Here is a 17,764-nt window from a genome sequence, read left to right as displayed (position 1 = left end):
TCCCATGTTCGAATATGGTATTCTTCCGCCACTGATGTTCCTCGGCATGATCATCTTCATGCTCTACGGATTTCCGGTTGCTTTCTCTCTTGCCACCGTCGGTCTGGTTTTCGGCGTCATCGGCATCTTCACCGAGCATTTTTCGCCGGCCTTCCTTCAGGCCTTGCCGCTGCGCATCTTCGGCATCGTCTCGAACGACCTGCTGCTCGCCATTCCGTTCTTCACCTTCATGGGTGCGATCCTGGAGCGATGCGGGCTCGCCGAAGATTTGCTTGAGGGCACGGGCAAGCTGTTCGGCGCCATTCCGGGCGGCCTCGCCTATGCCGTCATCATCGTCGGCGCAATCCTTGGCGCGATCACAGGCACGGTTGCCGCCTCCGTCATCACCATGGGCGTCATCTCGCTGCCGATCATGCTGAAATACGGTTACAATCCGCGCCTCGCCACCGGCGTCATCGCCGCGTCGGGCACCATCACGCAGGTCATTCCGCCTTCGCTCGTGCTGATCGTTCTTGCCGACCAGCTCGGCAAATCCGTCGGCGACATGTATCTCGGCGCAATCGGCCCGTCGATCCTGCAGGTCGCCATCTTCATGCTCTTCATCCTGTTCATGTCGATCGTGCGGCCGAAGGATTTGCCTGCTTTGCCTCCAGAAGCGCGGGGCGAACTCAACCGTGCACTGGTATTTCGCGTGCTGGCGGGCATGGTGCCCTCCATCGTGCTGATCTTCCTCGTGCTCGGCACCATCTTCCTCGGCCTTGCAACACCAACGGAAGCCGGCGCGCTCGGCGTCGTCGGCGCCATGGCGCTGGCCGCAGCCCACCGCCGCCTCACGTGGGATCTCGTCAAGCAGGGCATGCATTCCACCATGCACATCACGTCCATGGTGGTGTTCATTCTGGTAGGCGCCACCTGCTTTTCCCTCGTCTTTCAGGGCATGGACGGTTCGCTGTGGATCGAGCACATGTTGTCGGGCATTCCGGGCGGCCCGATCGGCTTCCTGATCTTCGTCAACATCTTCATCTTCTTCCTCGCCTTCTTCCTCGATTTCTTCGAGATCGCCTTCATCGTCATCCCGATGCTCGCACCCATCGCGCAGGCGCTCGGCATCGACCTGATCTGGTTCGGCGTGCTGATCTGCATCAACATGCAGACCAGCTTCATGCACCCGCCCTTCGGTTTCGCGCTGTTCTACCTGCGCTCAATCGCGCCGCGCACGGTCAAGACCTCGGATATCTACATGGGTGCCATTCCCTGGCTCGGCATGCAGCTCATCCTCGTCGCCATCGTGATCTTCTGGCCGGAATCCGTCACCTACTGGTTGGACAAAGCACCCCAGGTGGACCTCAACTCCATCAAGATCGAAGTGCCTGCCTTCGGCAATCAGGGCGGCAACACCATGCCCAATTTCGGCCTGCCAGGAGGCCAGCCGGGTGGGTTGCCAGGCATGCCTAACCTCGGTGAACCACCGAAGATCGGGCCTTAACCGGCGTCTTTTAAGGATTTTTCGGAGAACTGATCATTGCTGAGTGGAAGACAGGGTTGCACCCCTGCCTTCCATTTACTCTGTGTGAAAATTGAACCTGACAGTCATCGACCAGCCTGTCCGGTTTTTCCGAGGTCAGCGTGGCCAATCCTTGCCGAGACTGCGCCTGGTCACTGAGCCTGCTGCTTTTGCTTCCGACAGCCCCAATCGTCAATCGCCCTTTCCTGGCGGGCGGATGCAGGCGCGACGGCACAACAAAAACCCCGGAGACCGAAGTCCCCGAGGCTTTTGTCCGGTCCGCCGCACCGAATAATCAGAGCTTGCCGTTACGCTGCTGGATCATCATGAAAGTATCGAAAGTATATTCCGCAAGCTGCATCCACAGGTAACCCTCGCGCTTGAAGGCGACCTGATCCTCGTAGATCTTCTTGAAGTCCGGGTTGGTTGCTGAAATATTGGCATAGACTTCCAACGCCGCCTTATAGCAGGCCTCGAGGATTTCCTGGCTGAAGGGCCGCAGCACGGCACCTTCCGAAACCAGCTGCTTGATGGCGATAGGGTTTTTCGCGTCGTATTTCGCCATCATGCTGGTATTGGCGAAAGCGCAGGCATCCTGCAGCACCGTCTGGTAGTTCTTCGGCAGGCTGTTCCACTTGTCCAGATTGACGAAGGAATGGATGACCGGGCCGCCTTCCCAGAAGGCCGGGTAATAATAATATTTCGCCACCTTCTGGAAACCGAGCTTGTGGTCATCATACGGACCAACCCATTCGGCGGCATCAATGGTGCCTTTTTCCAGCGCCGGATAGATATCGCCGCCGGCGATCTGCTGCGGGACCACGCCGAGCTTTTCCACCACCTTGCCGGCAAGACCGGCAATGCGCATCTTCACGCCCTTGAAATCGTCGACGGTGTTGATTTCCTTGCGGAACCAGCCGCCCATCTGGGCGCCGGTATTGCCTGATATCATGCCGTAGAGATTGTGCTTGGCGTAAAACTCGTTGAGCAGCTTGTTGCCGTTGCCTTCGTAGAACCAGGAATTGGTCAGGCGGGCATTAAGACCGAACGGTATCGCCGTGCCGATAGCGAAGGTCGGATCCTTGCCGACGTAATAATAGGAGCAGGTGTGGCACATTTCCACCGTACCCGATGATACGGCATCGGCTGCTTGCAGGCCGGGCACGATTTCGCCAGCCGCAAAGGGCTGGATGGTGAAATTGCCGTCGGTAGCGGCCGCCACATGTTTGGCAATATCCTCGGCGCCGCCATAGATTGTATCGAGAGACTTCGGAAACGACGACGTCAGTCGCCAGGTGATCTTGGTATTCTGTTGTGCAATTGCGGGCGCAGCCAAGGCTGTCGCAGCAGCCCCCGCCAGCGCACCTTTTTTCATAAAGGAACGGCGATCCATCTATATCCTCCCAGATATCAACGCTGCCCGCAGCTTGAATTCCCCTCGTGCTGTTCAGGCATCGCAGCAAAGTAAGCACGGTTACCGCCCAGCTGACAAGCACCCGCGCCAAGAATTAATTGCCGGAAAACCAGCCATATCAGGATTTTTTCGGCAGCCTCTTCGCTATTTTATTTGCAACTGAAATATCGCGACGCCGCCTTATACTTTAGCCGCATATATTGCGTTCCGAGGACGAAACACATGCTTGACTTGGCCCGCTGGCAGTCGCACAAATTTTCGAAGATTCGCCCCCGGAGCCACCATGCCAAAACCGATTATCGCCGTCCCCGCCGACATCCGGCATTTCACCGGAGCCGACTGGCACGCCGCGCAGAACCAGTATCTTTCCGCGGCGCTGAAGGTGGCTGATGTCATGTCCTTCATCGTTCCGGCCTTTGAGGACGGCAATGAGGTCGATGCCATCCTCGACCGGGTCGATGGCCTGCTCGTCTCCGGCTCGGCCTCCAATGTTCACCCTTCTCTTTACGGAAAAGAGGCACAGGAGAGTGACGGTCCGTTCGATCCAGCCCGCGACGCCACCAGCCTGCCGCTGATCCGCCGGGCGTTGGAACGCGGCATTCCGATGCTTGCCATCTGTCGCGGCATTCAGGAGCTGAACGTCGCGCTGGGCGGCACGCTTGCTTCCGAAATTCAGGAACAGCCCGGAATATGGGACCACCGAAAGCCGGAACATGAAGACCGCGACGTGGCCTTCGCCATCCGCCAGCCGGTGCATGTGCGCGAAGGCTCCTGCATTGCGCAGCATCTTGGCATGTCGGGAGAAATCCAGATCAATTCGCTGCACCGGCAGGCAATTGCCGAGACCGCGCCACGCCTGCAGGTGGAGGCGACGGCGGCAGATGGCACGATCGAGGCCGTTTCGGTCATCGATGCCAAGGGCTTTGCCGTTGGTGTGCAATGGCACCCGGAATATTGGGCCGAGACAGACGCACCCTCGCGCGCTTTGTTTGAAGCTTTCGGCAAGGCAGTTCACGAGTACCGGAACAGCAAGACCTGAAACCGACCCCTCCCCTCCAAGGCCATTCAGGTCCTTGTCGATAGGACAAAAAAAGGGGCAAGCCTGAAGGCCTGCCCCAGGTCCGGGAGGAGGAGTGCTTAGCGTTTTGCGCGTTTCTTCTGGCGGTAGACGTCTGCAACGACGGCGGCCACGATGATCAGTCCCTTGACGATCTCCTGGTAATAGGCATCGACCCTGAGGAACGTGAAACCGGATGTCATGACACCGAGAATGATGGTGCCGATCACTGTGCCGGTAATACGGCCAGCACCGCCGGCGAGCGAAGTGCCGCCGATAACGGCCGCGGCGATGGCGTCGAGTTCATACATCACACCCATGCCGGCCTGCGCCGTCTGTGCACGGGCAGCGGTGACGACACCAGCAAGACCGGCCAGCATGCCAGCAATGGCATAGACCTTGATCAGATGCGCCTCGATATTGATACCGGAAACGCGGGCGGCCTGCTGGTTGGCGCCAATGGCATAGGTGAACTTGCCGTAACGGGTGTAACGCAGCGCAACGTGGAAAATAACCGCGACGACGAGGAAAACCACGACCGGCCAGACACCTGTTCCGATGAAGGTGAAACCGTCGGTCAGACCGGAAATCGGTTGGCCCTTGGTGTACCATTTGGAAAGGCCGCGCGCCGTCACCATCATGCCCAGGGTTGCGATGAAGGGCGGGATTTTCGTGCGTGCTATAAGCTGCCCGTTGATGAAACCGGCCAAAGCGCCAGCCAGAATGCCGACAGCCAGCGGCATGAAGAAAGGCAGATCGGTCAGACCCGGATAAAGCGCCCGAGGCCATGTGGAGGACTGCCCCACGCTGGCGGACAACATCGCCGTCAGACCGACGACCGAACCGGAGGACAGATCGATGCCGCCGGTGATGATGACCTGCGTGACGCCGACGGCGATGATGCCGATGACCGACACCTGCAGGATCATGATCGTCAGGCGCTGCTGGTTCATCAGAAAGCTCTGGCCGATGAAAATCCAGCCAAGAATTTCGTAAACCAGCGCGATGCCAATCAGCACGAAAAATATATTTGCTTCGGGCGGTATGCGCCTGTGCGGCTTGCGCCCGGATTTTGCATCCAACTCTGCGTTGGCGGCGGCGTTCGTATTCATAGTCATTCCTCCTCGAGAAATCCCGGCGCGCCTCACCGCGATGCGAGATCCATCACCTTCACCTGTGTGGCTTCACTTCTGTCAAGGAAGCCCGTCACGCGACCCTCATGCATGACCATGATACGGTCGCTCATGCCCAGAACCTCCGGCATTTCGGAGGAAATCATGATGACGGCGACGCCATTGCGCGCCATCTCGCCAACCAGCTTGTGGATTTCGGCTTTTGCGCCAACATCGATGCCGCGTGTCGGCTCATCCAGAATGAGGATGCGTGGCTGTGTCAGCATCCAGCGCCCGATCAGCACCTTCTGCTGATTACCGCCCGACAGGTTTTCGATGCGCTCGTAAAGATTGGGCGTCTTGACCCGGAGCTTGCGGCACATGTCGTCGCAGGCTTCCGAAAGCGTCTTTTCCTGCACGAAGCCGTTGGCGACATATTTGTCCTGTAGAACCGCGATCTGCATGTTCTCAAGAATATTGAGGATCAGCAGGCAGCCGGTATCCTTGCGGTCTTCCGTCAGGAACGCCATGCGGTGACGGATCGCCTCTGTCGGACTTGCGATCGACACAGGCTTGCCGTTGATTTCCACAGTGCCCGAAGACGCCGGCGTAACGCCGAACACCGTTTCCGCCACGTTCGAGCGGCCAGAACCGACAAGGCCGGCGACACCTAGAATTTCCCCGGCGCGAACATCAAATGACACGTCATGGAAGACGCCGTTCAGCGTCAGATTCTTGACCGACAGCACCACATCGCCGATCGGAACCTCTTCCTTCGGGAACATCTGGGTAATTTCGCGCCCCACCATCATGCGGATGATGTCGTCTCGCGTCACATCGGTGGACGCGTGGGTGCCGATATATTTGCCGTCGCGAAAGACGGAAAACTCATCGGCGATCTCGAAAAGCTCATTCATCTTGTGAGTGATGTAGACGATGCCGATACCGCGGTCCCTGAGGTCGCGGATGATGCGGAACAGATGTTCCACCTCGCGCTCAGTCAACGCTGACGTCGGTTCGTCCATGATGAGAACGTCGGAGTCGTAGGAAACCGCCTTGGCGATTTCGACCATCTGCCGGCTTGCGACCGATAGTTCGCCGACACGCATTTCCGGATCGAGATCGATACCGAGCCTTTCGAGCAATGTCTGGGTGCGGCGATACATTTCGCCATGGTCGATAAAGCCCAGTCGGTTTTTTGGCTCTCGGCGAATCCATATATTTTCCGCCACCGTCATATAGGCCATCAGGTTGAGTTCCTGATGGATCATCGCAATGCCGTTTTCGAGCGCATCAAGCGGTGAATCGAGGCGTATCGCAGCGCCCTTCAGGCGAATTTCTCCGACATCCGGCTGGTAGATACCTGCCAGAATCTTCATCAGCGTCGATTTACCGGCGCCGTTCTCACCCATCAGCGCATGCACGGTGCCGCGCTTGAGGTGGAACGAAACGTCATCCAGCGCGACAACGCCTGGAAATTCCTTGCGTATGCCGTCCGCTGCGAGAAGATATTCTGCATTGGGCACGGCGCCGCTGGCGCGCACGGCGGCCATTGTCGATGGGCTGACGACCATCTTATCCTCCACGATAGACAAAAATGACCGGGGAAGAGGTTTCGCCAAAAGGCGCCCATCCTCCGGGGAGGCTTACAGCGCCGTGCCGATCAAGACACACAAGAGCGCTGTAACACTTTGAATTCACTGAAATACTATTCTAGCTTGGTTCAACTCTGCGTCTGAGACGCCGACTGCCGTCCAGAACCGGCATTTGCTTCCGATATTGCTTGAAACGGTCGCAAATGCCGGTAAAGGGTCGTCAGTTCTTGGCTACGTAGTCCTTGACGTTTTCCGGGGTAACGAGCTGGAAGGGAATGTAGACCTTCTTGTCAACCTTGTCGCCCTTGACGAGCTTCAGTGCGGCATCGAGAGCACCCTTGCCCTGACCAGCCGCATCCTGGAAGACCGTCACGTCGAGATCGCCTGCCTGCATGGCGGCAAGAGCGTCTTGCGTGGCATCCACACCGGCAACGACATATTCCTTCATGTCCTTGCCCGCGGCCTTCAGAGCCTGGATAGCGCCGATCGCCATTTCATCGTTATTGGCGATGACGGCATTGAACTCAATACCGCCGGACAGCCAGTTGGTGACGAGGTCGGAACCCTGCGTGCGCTGCCAATTGGCCGTCTGCTCTTCAACCACGGAAATGCCCTTGCATTCATCGGTTTTCAGAACATCGTGAACGGCCTGCGTGCGCATGCGAGCGCCCTGATTGGACAACTCGCCCATCATGATCACGGCCTTGCCCTTGCCACCGAGAAGGCGGCAGACTTCCTTGGTTTCAAGCGTGCCGGCCACAGTTTCTTCCGATGCCACGAAGGCCTGGCCGTCTGGCAGGGAATCCACGTTTACCGGCTGGCGGTTGACGTAAACCAGCGGAATCTTGGCTTCAGCAGCAAGTTTCGACATGGCCGCCGTCGCATCCGTATCAACCGGATTGACGATGATCGCATCGACCTTGGAGGCGATGAAATTCTGGATCTGGCTCTGCTGCTTGGCAACGTCGTTCTGCGCGTCCTCAACTTGCAGGGTGACGCCCTTCAGCTCCTTGGAATAATCCTGCATGCCGTTGCGCAGCACGGTCAGGAAGTTGTCGTCGAACAGGGCCATCGAAACACCGACGGTCTCGGCATGTGCCGCCGTGCCCAAAAGCACAGACATAGCCGCACTGATAATAAGCTTTTTCATTGTTTTCTCCTCCTCGGTGTCCAGCGCCACCTCTCCCAGCCGGAAACGGACCCGAGAGCCCGCCGCTAACTCCTCACATCCAGAAAACGGAATAATGAAACCGAATTTCTGTTGTTCGATATATTTATTCCATTTTTGGTTCGAACGTCAATGCTTTCTTCGTGGCCGTGAAGCGATACGGCACACAAGGCGGTGATGACCAGGAGTTTTCAGAGAAAACGGGGATAGCCCCCTCCGCCCTGGCGTGGGCGGAGGGGGCTCATGCGCTTGCTGAGCACTTTCGCGGAAGTTGCTGGGCTGCCTGCGATAAAACATCACGGACAAATGGAAGAGTTGGACGGGCGCGAAAGACGCGCCACGTCTTAATCGTGAAAACCGGGCATCACATCCGCCGGAATGGGGCAGACATAATCACTGCCCTCGGTTTTCTCCAGCCATTCTTTTTTGACACTTTCAAGCAGCTCGGGCGAGGTCATCAGCGAAAGACCCGTCGATGCGAGCGTCTTGGCAGCGTGTGCCATGGCTTTGTGGGCGGCCGGGCTTTTGCCCTGCGCCACCACCTGCCATGTATGCGGATTGGTCCCGATTGCCCATGCGGGCGTCCAGCATTGCGCTGTCGGCGTAACCCAACTGACATCACCGACATCGGTCGAGCCGGCACGAAAATGCGACTGCCCCTCGAAATCGCGCAGGCCGAGATGCAGCGGCGTCGACCCGTCGATCTTCCCGTTGGAAAAGACGTCGCCCTTGATCTGGTAGAGCCGGATGCTGCTTTTGATCGCCTCTTCCGTGAATGTGTCCTGAATGACCTTGGCGAAGGCCTGATCGGCCTCGTCGAATGCTATGGGTCCAAGCGCCACCATGTTTTCATGCATCGCCGTTTCGAGCGTGATGTTGGGCAGTAGATTGGTGGAGGCGGTATCGAAGACGATCTCCACCTCTGTTTCGGTCATCATGGCCGCACCACGCGCGACCTTGTCCACACGGGCTGCGAGATCAAGCGCCTGGCGCATTTCAGGTGCGCGGATCAGATAGAGCACTTCGGCCTTTGCCTGCACAACATTTGCCGCTTTGCCGCCGGCATCGGTGATCGCATAATGCACCCGGCAATCCTGCGGCATGTGTTCGCGGAGGAAATTGACGCCAACATTCATCAATTCGACAGCATCTAGCGCCGAGCGACCAAGATGGGCGGCGTTGGAAGCATGGGAAGCAACGCCCTTGAAACGATAAAAATATTCCAGCACCGCGAGATTGTTGGTGGAGCGTACGCCGTTGAAGGGCGCGGGATGCCATGTCAAAGCCGCATCGACATCGTCAAACAGACCGGCGCGCACCATGAAAGTCTTGCCGGAACCGCCCTCTTCGCCGGGGCAGCCATAATAACGCACCGTGCCGGGCAGGTTGTTGGCTTTCATATGCCGGGCAAGTGCGATGGCGGCCATCAGCGAGCCGACGCCGAGCAGATTGTGGCCGCAGCCATGGCCGGAGGCGTCGGGTTGAAGCGGTTTTGCCTCGGCCACGCCGGCCATCTGGCTCATGCCAGCAAGCGCGTCAAATTCGCCGAGGAAGGCAATAACCGGCTTGCCGTGGCCGAATTCACCGATGAAGGCCGTGTCCATGCCAGCTACACCGCGGCGGACCACAAAGCCGTTCTCCTCAAGCGCGTTTGCTAGAACCCCGGCAGATTGCCTCTCCTCGAATTTGAGTTCGGCAAAATCCCAGATGCTGTCGCTCAAAGTGGTGAAATGTGGCTTCATTGACTCGATTTCGGCGGCAATCGACATCACGGCTTCACGGTTCATGGCTTGTCCTCGCATTCCTGCCCTTTAAGGGCGCACGCAAACGCTTCGGCGGGGGGCCGCCAAATCATTACGGTCATGATGGAAAATGCCCGCGCCGGGCTTTGCTTCCGGCGCGGGCAATATTGGATCAGTTGTCGACCGAGACTTCCCAGAGGCGGGCGTTCGACTGCCAGACCGGCTGACCCTTGAGCTTCTTGGTCGCGCCCCAGACATCGACCATGTCGTAAAGGAAGATGCCGGGCATTTCCTTCAGCATCAGTTCGTGAAACTCGTCGAAAATCTTCTGGCGCTTCGCCTGGTCGGCCTCAACATAGGCAGCCTTCATCAGCTCGATCGCCTTCGGATCATCCCACATCAGGGAGGCGTTCTTGTCCTTGTTGCCGACGTAGAATGCATACATCAGGGCCGGATCGAGACGCGGCGCGACAGACTGCGAGATCACCTGATAATTGCCGGAACGGCGACGATCCACCTGCGTGGCATAGTCCAGCACCTCGATCTGTACGTTCAGACCCGCCTGCTGCATCATGGCCTGCGCCATGACGGCTGCCGGAAAACTCGGCACATTGCCGCGCTTGTTGGCGATGATTGAGATCGGCTCGCCCTTGTAACCGGCTGCCTCCAGTTCCTTCTTGGCTGCCTCGATGTCATAGGCCGGACGCTTCTTCTGGGTCTCATCGAAATAGACCGAGTCCTGCGAAACCATCGAGCCGTTGGCTTCGCCCGTACCGTTCGATGCGGCGGCGACCAGTTCATCTAGATCAAGCGCCATCGCCATGGCGCGGCGCACGCCTGGATTGCTCAGCACCTTGTCGCGGGTCTGAATATAGAAAAGGTTCTTGCCGTTGTTGCGGGCAACAATGAGCTGCATCTTCTCATTCGTCTTGAACTCCGGAATGAGATCGGGAGAAATCTCGGCGGTGTCGAGCACGCCGGATTCGAGGCCCGCCTTCACGGTCGAGGCGTCCGGAATAACCATGAACTTGATGCCGTCGGCCAGCGGCCGCTTGGAGCCGACCATGCCATCCGGCTTGCCGTCGTTCACAGGCGAAACATAATCCGTGAATTTGGCGAGGCGGATATATTCACCCTTCTTCCATTCGTTCCACTGGAACGGACCGGTGCCGATGGGCTTGACGAAGCTGCCGTCAGCGGCAACAGATTCCGGCGAGATCATGCCGGTATAACCGCATTCGGGCCGCGACATCAGGCCGAGGAAAACGGCTGACGGCTTTTCAAGCGTAATCTGAACCGTGGAGGCGTCCGTGGCCTTGACGCCGGTGACATGCGCGGCACCGCCTTCCACGAAATCATTCAGGCAGGCCCATTTGGTTTCGGGCTTCAGATAGCGCGTCCAGTTCCAGACGACATCTTCTGCGGTGAGCGGCTTGCCGTTATGGAATTTTACATTGGCGCGCAGCTTGAACGTATAGGTGAGGCCATCTGGCGAAACCTCGAAGCTCTCGGCAAGCAGCGGCTTTACTTCGCCGCCATTGTTGTAACCGACGAGGCCTTCGACGATGTGCAGGATCACCCCGTCCGTATTGCCGTCACGATTGACGCCGGGATTGCTGCTGCGCAGATCGGAGCTCTGCGCGATGGTGATGTCGCGAGCCGCCGCGATATTGGCTGTTACGAGCAGGGCCACGCCTGCGAGAAGAAGTTTGTTCACTGTTCTACCCTCTTTGTTGTCGTTGATTATCATTGTTGAAAGCCGTCCCAGCAGGCCTGCGCCAGCCGGCCGATCGTTTCGAGCGCGATGGTGTATCCCGGCGTGCCGTCAGGCATCACCTGCGGCACTTCATCGGTATAGGCGGTGATGATGAAAGACGGCGCGCCGTTTCTGTAGACGATGCCGGCGTCCATACGCCCGCGCTTGCCGCGTCCGCTCTTGCTCGCCACCACAGCCTCGAACGGCAGGCGGGAGCGGATTCCGTAGCGCAATATCTGGTTTTTCAGCGTCTGCATTGCCCAGCCGCACAATTGCGGGCTGCAGCCGAGCTTTGCCTGCGCCTCTGGCGAGGACTGGGCATCGAGAATGGTCTGAAGCAGCAGCACCTGGTCTGCCGCCGAGGTGGTCGTGACGGTCTTCAGCGGATGATCGGCCGCCAGCGCCAACGGCGGAATGAGGAAACGGTGGTGGGTATTGGCCATGCCGAGCGTCTTGCAATAGCTGTCCACCTCCTCAAGCGTCAGCCGCTCCAGCACCATCTTGGTGCAGACATTGTCGCTCAGCACCATCATGCCGGCGAGCGCATCGCGCAGGGAAATGACAATGCCCGGCGTCAGATAGCGGAACATGCCGCTGGCCACCTCTTCCGCCAGCCTCTTCTCATAGGTGACGGGCTGGTCGAGATCGAGCCGCCCTTCGCTGGCAGCCTTGAGCACTGCCATCATAATCGACGTCTTGCGGGTGCTGCCCGATGGGGTCTCCTCGTTTTCTCCCCGTCCGATCTCTTCGCCGGTCAGGAGATTGCGCACCATGAAGCGCGTCACAAAAGGCTGTGCATCACAGATAGCATTCAGTTGGGCAGCCACAGTCATTGTCATGTTCCTGTTAAACTTCTTCTTCCAGACGCCATTTGAGTGTCACACCGCCCTTTTCATTCTGGTCGAGGGCGGGAATGGCCGAGAGGAGCCGGCGTGTGTAGGCCTCTCTCGGGCTGTCGAAAATCGTGTCGCGGTCGCCCTCTTCGATGATACGGCCGTCCTGCATGACGACGACACGGTCGGCCACCTGTTCGACCACGCCGAGATCGTGGCTGATGAACAGGCAGGAAAAGCCGTAACGTTTCTGCAGATCGGAAAAGAGATCGAGCACCTGCGCCCGCACCGTCACGTCAAGGGCGGAAACCGGTTCGTCGGCGATCAGGAACCGCGGACGGCGGGCAATGGCACGGGCAATCGCCACGCGCTGGCGTTGGCCGCCGGAAAGCTCGTGCGGATAACGGCTGGCATAATCCGCGCCAAGCCCCACCTCTTCCAGCGTTTCCAGCGCCCGCTTGCGCTTGGCGGCCTGATCCAGGCCGGGGACGAGACGCAACGCCTCCTCCACCAGCGCCTGAATGGTCATTCGCGGATCGAGCGAGGAATAGGGATCCTGAAACACCATCTGGCAATTCAGGCGATAGTCGTTCCAGTCCTCGTTGCGTTCCCGCCCCTGAAACTGGATCTGCCCTTCGCTTTCCTTTACAAGACCGGCAATGGTGCGGCCAAGCGTGGTCTTGCCGGAGCCGGAGCCACCGACCAGTGCCACGACTTCACCCTCGTGAATATCGATGCTGACCCCATGCAGCGCCCGCTTCGGCTTGGCTTTCTTCAGCAGTGACTTGCGTCCGGCATAATCGACAACAATGTTTCGGGCTGAAATCATCGGCGCCTTGCTGGTGTCGACGATACGCGGCTCGCCCCGGAAGGGCAGAGAGGAAAGCAGCTTTTTCGTATAGGGATGCTGCGGCGCATCGAGCAGGTCTTCGGTGCGACCCTGTTCGACAATCGCGCCCTTCTCCATGACCACGATACGGCTCGTATAGCGGGCCACCATCGGCAGGTCATGGCTGATGAGAAGGACGGCTGTTCCCTCCGCCCGTGTCAGTTCGACCATCAGCTCCATGACGTCGCGCTGGATGACGGCATCGAGCGCCGTCGTCGGCTCGTCGGCGATCAGCAGCGCCGGTTTCAGGAGCATGATCGAGGCCAGCATGATGCGCTGGCGCATGCCGCCGGAAAACTCATGCGGATAGGCAGCAAGCGCCCCTTCGGGATCGCGGATACCGACCCGTCTCAGCATCTCGAGAATTTTCTCGCGGCGCTCTTCCGGCGATAACTTGGTGTGAAGGATCAGGCCTTCTTCCAGCTGCCGGCCAATCGTCATCGACGGATTGAGAGAGGTCATCGGCTCCTGGAAAACGACGCCGATTTCCGCGCCGCGCAGGCGGCGAAGTTCCCTTGCCGGCAGGGACATCACGTCCCTTCCCTTGTAGATGACCGATCCACCGGTGACGGCGATTGCCGGGGGCAGAAGCGAGATGAGTGCGCGGGTGGCCAGCGTCTTTCCCGATCCGCTTTCACCGACGATGCCGAAGATTTCGCCAGGCGCAATATCGAAGGAAACATCCTTGACTACCCGGTGGCCGCTTCCCGCGACCTCCAGCGAAAGGCCGCGCACGGTAAGAAGAGTATTGTCCGTCATTTGAGACCTCTCATGCGCGGGTCAAGCCTGTCGCGAAGGGCATCGCCCAGAAGATTGATGCCGAGCAGTGTCAGCGCGATGCAGAGACCGGGGAAAAGCCCGAGCCAGACGGCCTGCTGGATGAAGGGCCGGCCAGCGGCCAGCATGTTGCCCCAGGTGGGGGCCGGCGGTGGCACGCCAAGGCCGAGGAAGGACAGTGCGCTTTCCGAGAGGATTGCCCAGCCGAACATGGATGTGGCAAGCACCGTGATCGGCGCGATGCAATTGGGCAGGATATGGCGGAACATGGTGTAGATCTCGCCATTGCCCATCACCAGCGATGCCTCGATGAACTCGCGCTCACGCAGCGACAATACGGCGCCACGCACCACGCGGGCCATGGATGGCGTGTAGGCGATGCCGAGCGCAAAGATGATGCCGTACTGGTTGGCACCAAAGACCGCGAGAAGGCCAAGCGCCAGGAGAATGCCGGGAAAAGCGAGAAGCGCATTGTTGATGGCCATGATGACGCCATCAATCCAGCCGCGCGCATAACCGCTGACAAGACCGATCAGAGTGCCGCAGATCGTCGCGAAGCTGACCGTCAGGAAGCCGATCCAGACGCTGGCACGCGCGCCGACCATCAGGCGGCTGAGAACATCGCGCCCGAATTCGTCGGTGCCGAGAAGATGGCTGGGACCGGGCGCGGCCAGCCGCGAGGCGAAACCGAGCTTCATCGGATCATAGGGCGTCCAGAACAGGCCGGTAATGGCGGTGATGAGCAGGAGGCCGATGAGAACGCCGCCGATAAGCCCGTTGAGTGTGAACTTTTTCATTCGGCAACCACACGCGGATCGAAGAGGGGATAAAGAAGGTCGACGAAGAGATTGACCAGCACGTAGGACAGGGAAACGAACAGCAGGCAGCCCTGTATGACGGGGTAGTCACGCGCAACGATACTGTCGACCATCAGCCGCCCGAGCCCCGGAATGGTAAAGACCGTCTCGATGACGGCGATGCCGCCGAGAAGATTGCCGAGGATGAGGCCGATCATTGTCCATGTCGGACCAAAGGCATTCTTGAAGGCGTGCCGCCAGAGGACGGCACTCTCCGAAAGTCCCTTGGCGCGGGCATGGGTAATGTAATCCAGCCGCAGCACTTCAAGCGTTGAGGCGCGGGCCATGCGGATCAAGACACCCATCTCGTGGATCACCAGCGTCATGACAGGCAGGACAAGATAGAGCATGCCGCCAACGAGATTGTCGCTGATCGATACGTATCCCAGCACCGGCAGCCAGCTAAGCTTTAGACCGAAGAACAGCAGAAGCAGAAGCCCGAGCCAGAATGTCGGTATGGACAAAAGCAGGGTTGCCGTTCCAACCAGTGCAAGATCGGTCAGGCTGTTCTGTTTCCAGGCGGCGATCACACCCGCCGGAACCGCAATCAGGCTGGCCAGCAGAACGGCGACGACGACGATCTCAGCACTGACGAGGAACCGCGACACGACCAGCGGCAATACTGCCTCGTCGTTGACGATGGACCGGCCGAAATCGCCCTGCACCACATTGCCCGCCCAGATGACGAACTGTTGCGGCATGGACTTGTCGAGACCAAGATCTGTTCTCATCGCCTCGATCTGTTCCGGTTGCGCCATGTCGCCCAGCATCAGGGCGGCCGGATCACCCGGAATGAAGCGGATGAGCGCAAAGACCGTGATCGACACAAAGGCGATCGTCGGCAGCGCCATCAAAAGACGGCTCAGTATGAATCTTATCATCGGTTCCCCACGATTGATGGCCGGGAACGTGCTCCCGCCTCTATCGGTTTCGTTGCGAATGACTATGACGGATTGATAAATAACGCGCAATATTATGCATAAACGTCATATGCCTATGCAGAATGGTGGCACGTTTCATCCTGACAGGGACAATGAGATTTTTCGCGAAAAACCCTGTTTTCAGTCGATTTTTTGCGAAAGCTGGATTTGTTGCTTCAAGGCGTCGCTGAGTGCCTGCGCCGCGATGGACAGCGGTGCGCCCGAGGCCCGGGCAAGACCGAACTCCTGGGTTGATTGCGGAATGAAGGGCAGCGCCACGACGGGAAGGTGCCTGTAGAGGTTAGCATAAAAACTGCTGATGATCGTAACGCCCAGACCATGCGCGACATAGGCACATGCGGAACTGTTGGTGTGGGTCTCGATCTTCACCATGGGCTTGACGCCCGCCTTCTTGAAGACCTGCTCGAGCGCCATTCGGTTCGGCCGCTGCCGGCCGATCAGAATGAGCGGAATGTTGCGCAGGTCCTTAACTGTTATCTCGGTAAGCTCGGCTAAAGGGTGATCCTGACGGACCACGCAGACGCTTTTGCCTGTGGCGACACGCTCGACATCAATGCCCGGTCCAATCTCACCTTCCATGCGCAGGAAACCGAGGTCGATCACCCGCTCGCCAACCAGCCTGTTGATGGCGGTGGTCGTTTCAAAAAAAGTCTCGATGCGCACGCCGGGGAAATCCCTGACATAGTCGATCAGCATGGCGGGCGCGAAGTTCTCCCACATGCTGCTCGGCAGGCCGATGCGGACGATTTCCGGACCGGCAGCACCATTGCGCAGATCTTCGGCGTGGCCGGACATGCGATCGACAGCAAGCAGCACATTTTCCGCGTCACGCGCGAGAAGCGCTGCCTCCGGCGTCGGGATCAGCCGCCCCTTGTCACGGGCAAACAGCGTCAGCGACAGGTCCGCCTCGAGCTGAGCCAGAAGCCGGCTGATACCGGACTGGCTTAGCCCCATGGCCTTGGCGGTGGCGATGGTCGAGCCGGTGGAAAGAAGCGTGCGAAGGACTTCGAGCTGCTTGATATTCATGAGGCCAGCACCACGGGATGAAAAGACGAGCCGGTTTCGGTTTAGACCTTTTGCCGCCGATAGGCCTTCATGTCACCGGTTTTTTTCGCACTATCATTCGGCCCGGTCGGTCGCCGGTTACAATTCCACGTCATAGACCCTGTCGTGGGTGGCAACACGGGCCTTTCCTGATGGAGTCACCCAGCCCCGGAACATGCCGGGCGTATTATAGGGTGCGGCAATGTTGCCTTCGGCATTGATGGCGACAAGACCCGCACCGATATCGTAGGGCGCCAGATCCTTGTGGACGAGGTTGCCGGCGGCGGTTTCCAGATCCTGCCCGAGATAGGCGACACGGGACGCGATCTCATGGCCGACGACGTAACGGATGAAAAATTCACCCTTGCCGGTGCCGGAAACGGCGCAGGCGCCATCGCGTGCATAGGTGCCCGCCCCGATCACAGGGCTGTCACCCACCCGGCCGTCAGGCTTGTTGGTGTAGCCGCCGGTGGATGTCGCGGCTGCGAGATGCCCAGCCGCATCGAGTGCCACGGCACCGACGGTTCCATGTTTTTCGTTTTCCGTCGCTTCCGTACCTGCGGTGGCATGGGCCTTCATGGCCGCCAGCGCCTCGACACGCTTTTGGGTGGTGAAATAGGATTGAGGCTCCGTGGCAAGCCCCTTCTCCTGTGCAAACCGGTCAGCCGCTTCACCGGTGAGATAGACTGCGCGTTCATCCTCCATCAGCGCCCGGGCCGCCTTCACCGGGTTGCGGATGGCGCGGGAGGCGCTGATTGCGCCTGCCGCAAGGGTCTTGCCATCCATGATCGACGCGTCGAGTTCGTGAATGCCATTCTCGTTGAGCGCCGCCCCATGGCCTGCGTTGAAATGCGGGCTGTCCTCCATAACGACGACTGCCGCCTCAACCGCTTCCAGCGCAGTTCCGCCAGCCTTGAGCACACCATAACCGGCGCGCAGTGCCGCCGCCAGATCGTGGCGCGCCGCGTCCCATTCCTCCGGAGTCATGCTGTCTTCCGGCATAACCCCGCAACCACCGTGAATGGCCAGTGCGATCTTCGTCATATCCTCACTCCACTGTTGCCCCGCCGCAGGC

The 17,764-nt window shown here is 59.0% G+C and carries 14 protein-coding genes; 2 read left to right on the top strand and 12 right to left on the bottom strand.

Going from position 1 to position 17,764, the window contains the following annotated elements:
- Positions 1-4 precede the first annotated feature (4 nt).
- On the top strand, positions 5-1,486 hold the full coding sequence (locus AC5SEO_RS02730; protein WP_003510985.1) for a TRAP transporter large permease: 1,482 nt from the start codon (positions 5-7) through the stop codon (positions 1,484-1,486).
- Between the two features lie 313 nt (positions 1,487-1,799).
- Here the strand turns inward: AC5SEO_RS02730 and AC5SEO_RS02725 are convergent, their stop codons facing one another.
- Positions 1,800-2,897: a TRAP transporter substrate-binding protein gene (locus AC5SEO_RS02725; RefSeq protein ID WP_003510986.1), complete on the bottom strand. Its 1,098-nt coding sequence runs from the start codon at positions 2,895-2,897 to the stop codon at positions 1,800-1,802.
- 304 nt (positions 2,898-3,201) lie between these two features.
- On the opposite strand from AC5SEO_RS02725, the gene AC5SEO_RS02720 reads away from it, so the two are divergent.
- Positions 3,202-3,957: a gamma-glutamyl-gamma-aminobutyrate hydrolase family protein gene (locus AC5SEO_RS02720; protein WP_111828860.1), complete on the top strand. Its 756-nt coding sequence runs from the start codon at positions 3,202-3,204 to the stop codon at positions 3,955-3,957.
- Positions 3,958-4,055: 98 nt separating this feature from the next.
- Here the strand turns inward: AC5SEO_RS02720 and AC5SEO_RS02715 are convergent, their stop codons facing one another.
- From AC5SEO_RS02715 to AC5SEO_RS02665, 11 genes are all read right to left on the bottom strand, one after another.
- The gene (locus tag AC5SEO_RS02715; RefSeq protein WP_003510990.1) at positions 4,056-5,087 is read right to left on the bottom strand and encodes an ABC transporter permease; all 1,032 of its coding nucleotides are present in this window, start codon (positions 5,085-5,087) and stop codon (positions 4,056-4,058) included.
- A 32-nt stretch (positions 5,088-5,119) separates the two neighbouring features.
- Positions 5,120-6,661 (bottom strand): sugar ABC transporter ATP-binding protein, encoded by a 1,542-nt coding sequence (locus AC5SEO_RS02710; RefSeq protein ID WP_003510992.1) that lies wholly within the window; start codon positions 6,659-6,661, stop codon positions 5,120-5,122.
- A gap of 241 nt (positions 6,662-6,902) precedes the next feature.
- The gene (locus tag AC5SEO_RS02705; protein ID WP_003510994.1) at positions 6,903-7,832 is read right to left on the bottom strand and encodes a sugar ABC transporter substrate-binding protein; all 930 of its coding nucleotides are present in this window, start codon (positions 7,830-7,832) and stop codon (positions 6,903-6,905) included.
- A 362-nt stretch (positions 7,833-8,194) separates the two neighbouring features.
- Positions 8,195-9,637, bottom strand: a complete 1,443-nt coding sequence (locus AC5SEO_RS02700; protein WP_174068834.1) for a M20 family metallopeptidase — start codon at positions 9,635-9,637, stop codon at positions 8,195-8,197.
- Between the two features lie 127 nt (positions 9,638-9,764).
- Positions 9,765-11,309: an ABC transporter substrate-binding protein gene (locus AC5SEO_RS02695; RefSeq protein WP_174068835.1), complete on the bottom strand. Its 1,545-nt coding sequence runs from the start codon at positions 11,307-11,309 to the stop codon at positions 9,765-9,767.
- Positions 11,310-11,338: 29 nt separating this feature from the next.
- A complete protein-coding gene (locus AC5SEO_RS02690) occupies positions 11,339-12,181 on the bottom strand; it encodes a serine hydrolase (protein ID WP_026330689.1) in 843 nt (280 codons plus the stop codon).
- A gap of 13 nt (positions 12,182-12,194) precedes the next feature.
- On the bottom strand, positions 12,195-13,829 hold the full coding sequence (locus AC5SEO_RS02685; RefSeq protein ID WP_112292090.1) for an ABC transporter ATP-binding protein: 1,635 nt from the start codon (positions 13,827-13,829) through the stop codon (positions 12,195-12,197).
- A complete protein-coding gene (locus tag AC5SEO_RS02680; protein WP_013761618.1) occupies positions 13,826-14,644 on the bottom strand; it encodes an ABC transporter permease in 819 nt (272 codons plus the stop codon). The genes AC5SEO_RS02685 and AC5SEO_RS02680 overlap by 4 nt, the downstream gene beginning before the upstream one ends.
- On the bottom strand, positions 14,641-15,585 hold the full coding sequence (locus AC5SEO_RS02675; RefSeq protein WP_495363713.1) for an ABC transporter permease: 945 nt from the start codon (positions 15,583-15,585) through the stop codon (positions 14,641-14,643). The genes AC5SEO_RS02680 and AC5SEO_RS02675 overlap by 4 nt, the downstream gene beginning before the upstream one ends.
- Positions 15,586-15,765: 180 nt before the next feature.
- Positions 15,766-16,671: a LysR family transcriptional regulator gene (locus AC5SEO_RS02670; protein WP_003511007.1), complete on the bottom strand. Its 906-nt coding sequence runs from the start codon at positions 16,669-16,671 to the stop codon at positions 15,766-15,768.
- A gap of 117 nt (positions 16,672-16,788) precedes the next feature.
- Positions 16,789-17,733 (bottom strand): isoaspartyl peptidase/L-asparaginase family protein, encoded by a 945-nt coding sequence (locus AC5SEO_RS02665; protein WP_174068836.1) that lies wholly within the window; start codon positions 17,731-17,733, stop codon positions 16,789-16,791.
- Positions 17,734-17,764: the final 31 nt, after the last annotated feature.

The sequence above is a fragment of the Agrobacterium sp. K11 genome (genome assembly GCF_059429395.1).
Note: the sequence above shows the minus strand (reverse complement) of the source record. Positions and strands in the feature narration are given on the sequence as shown.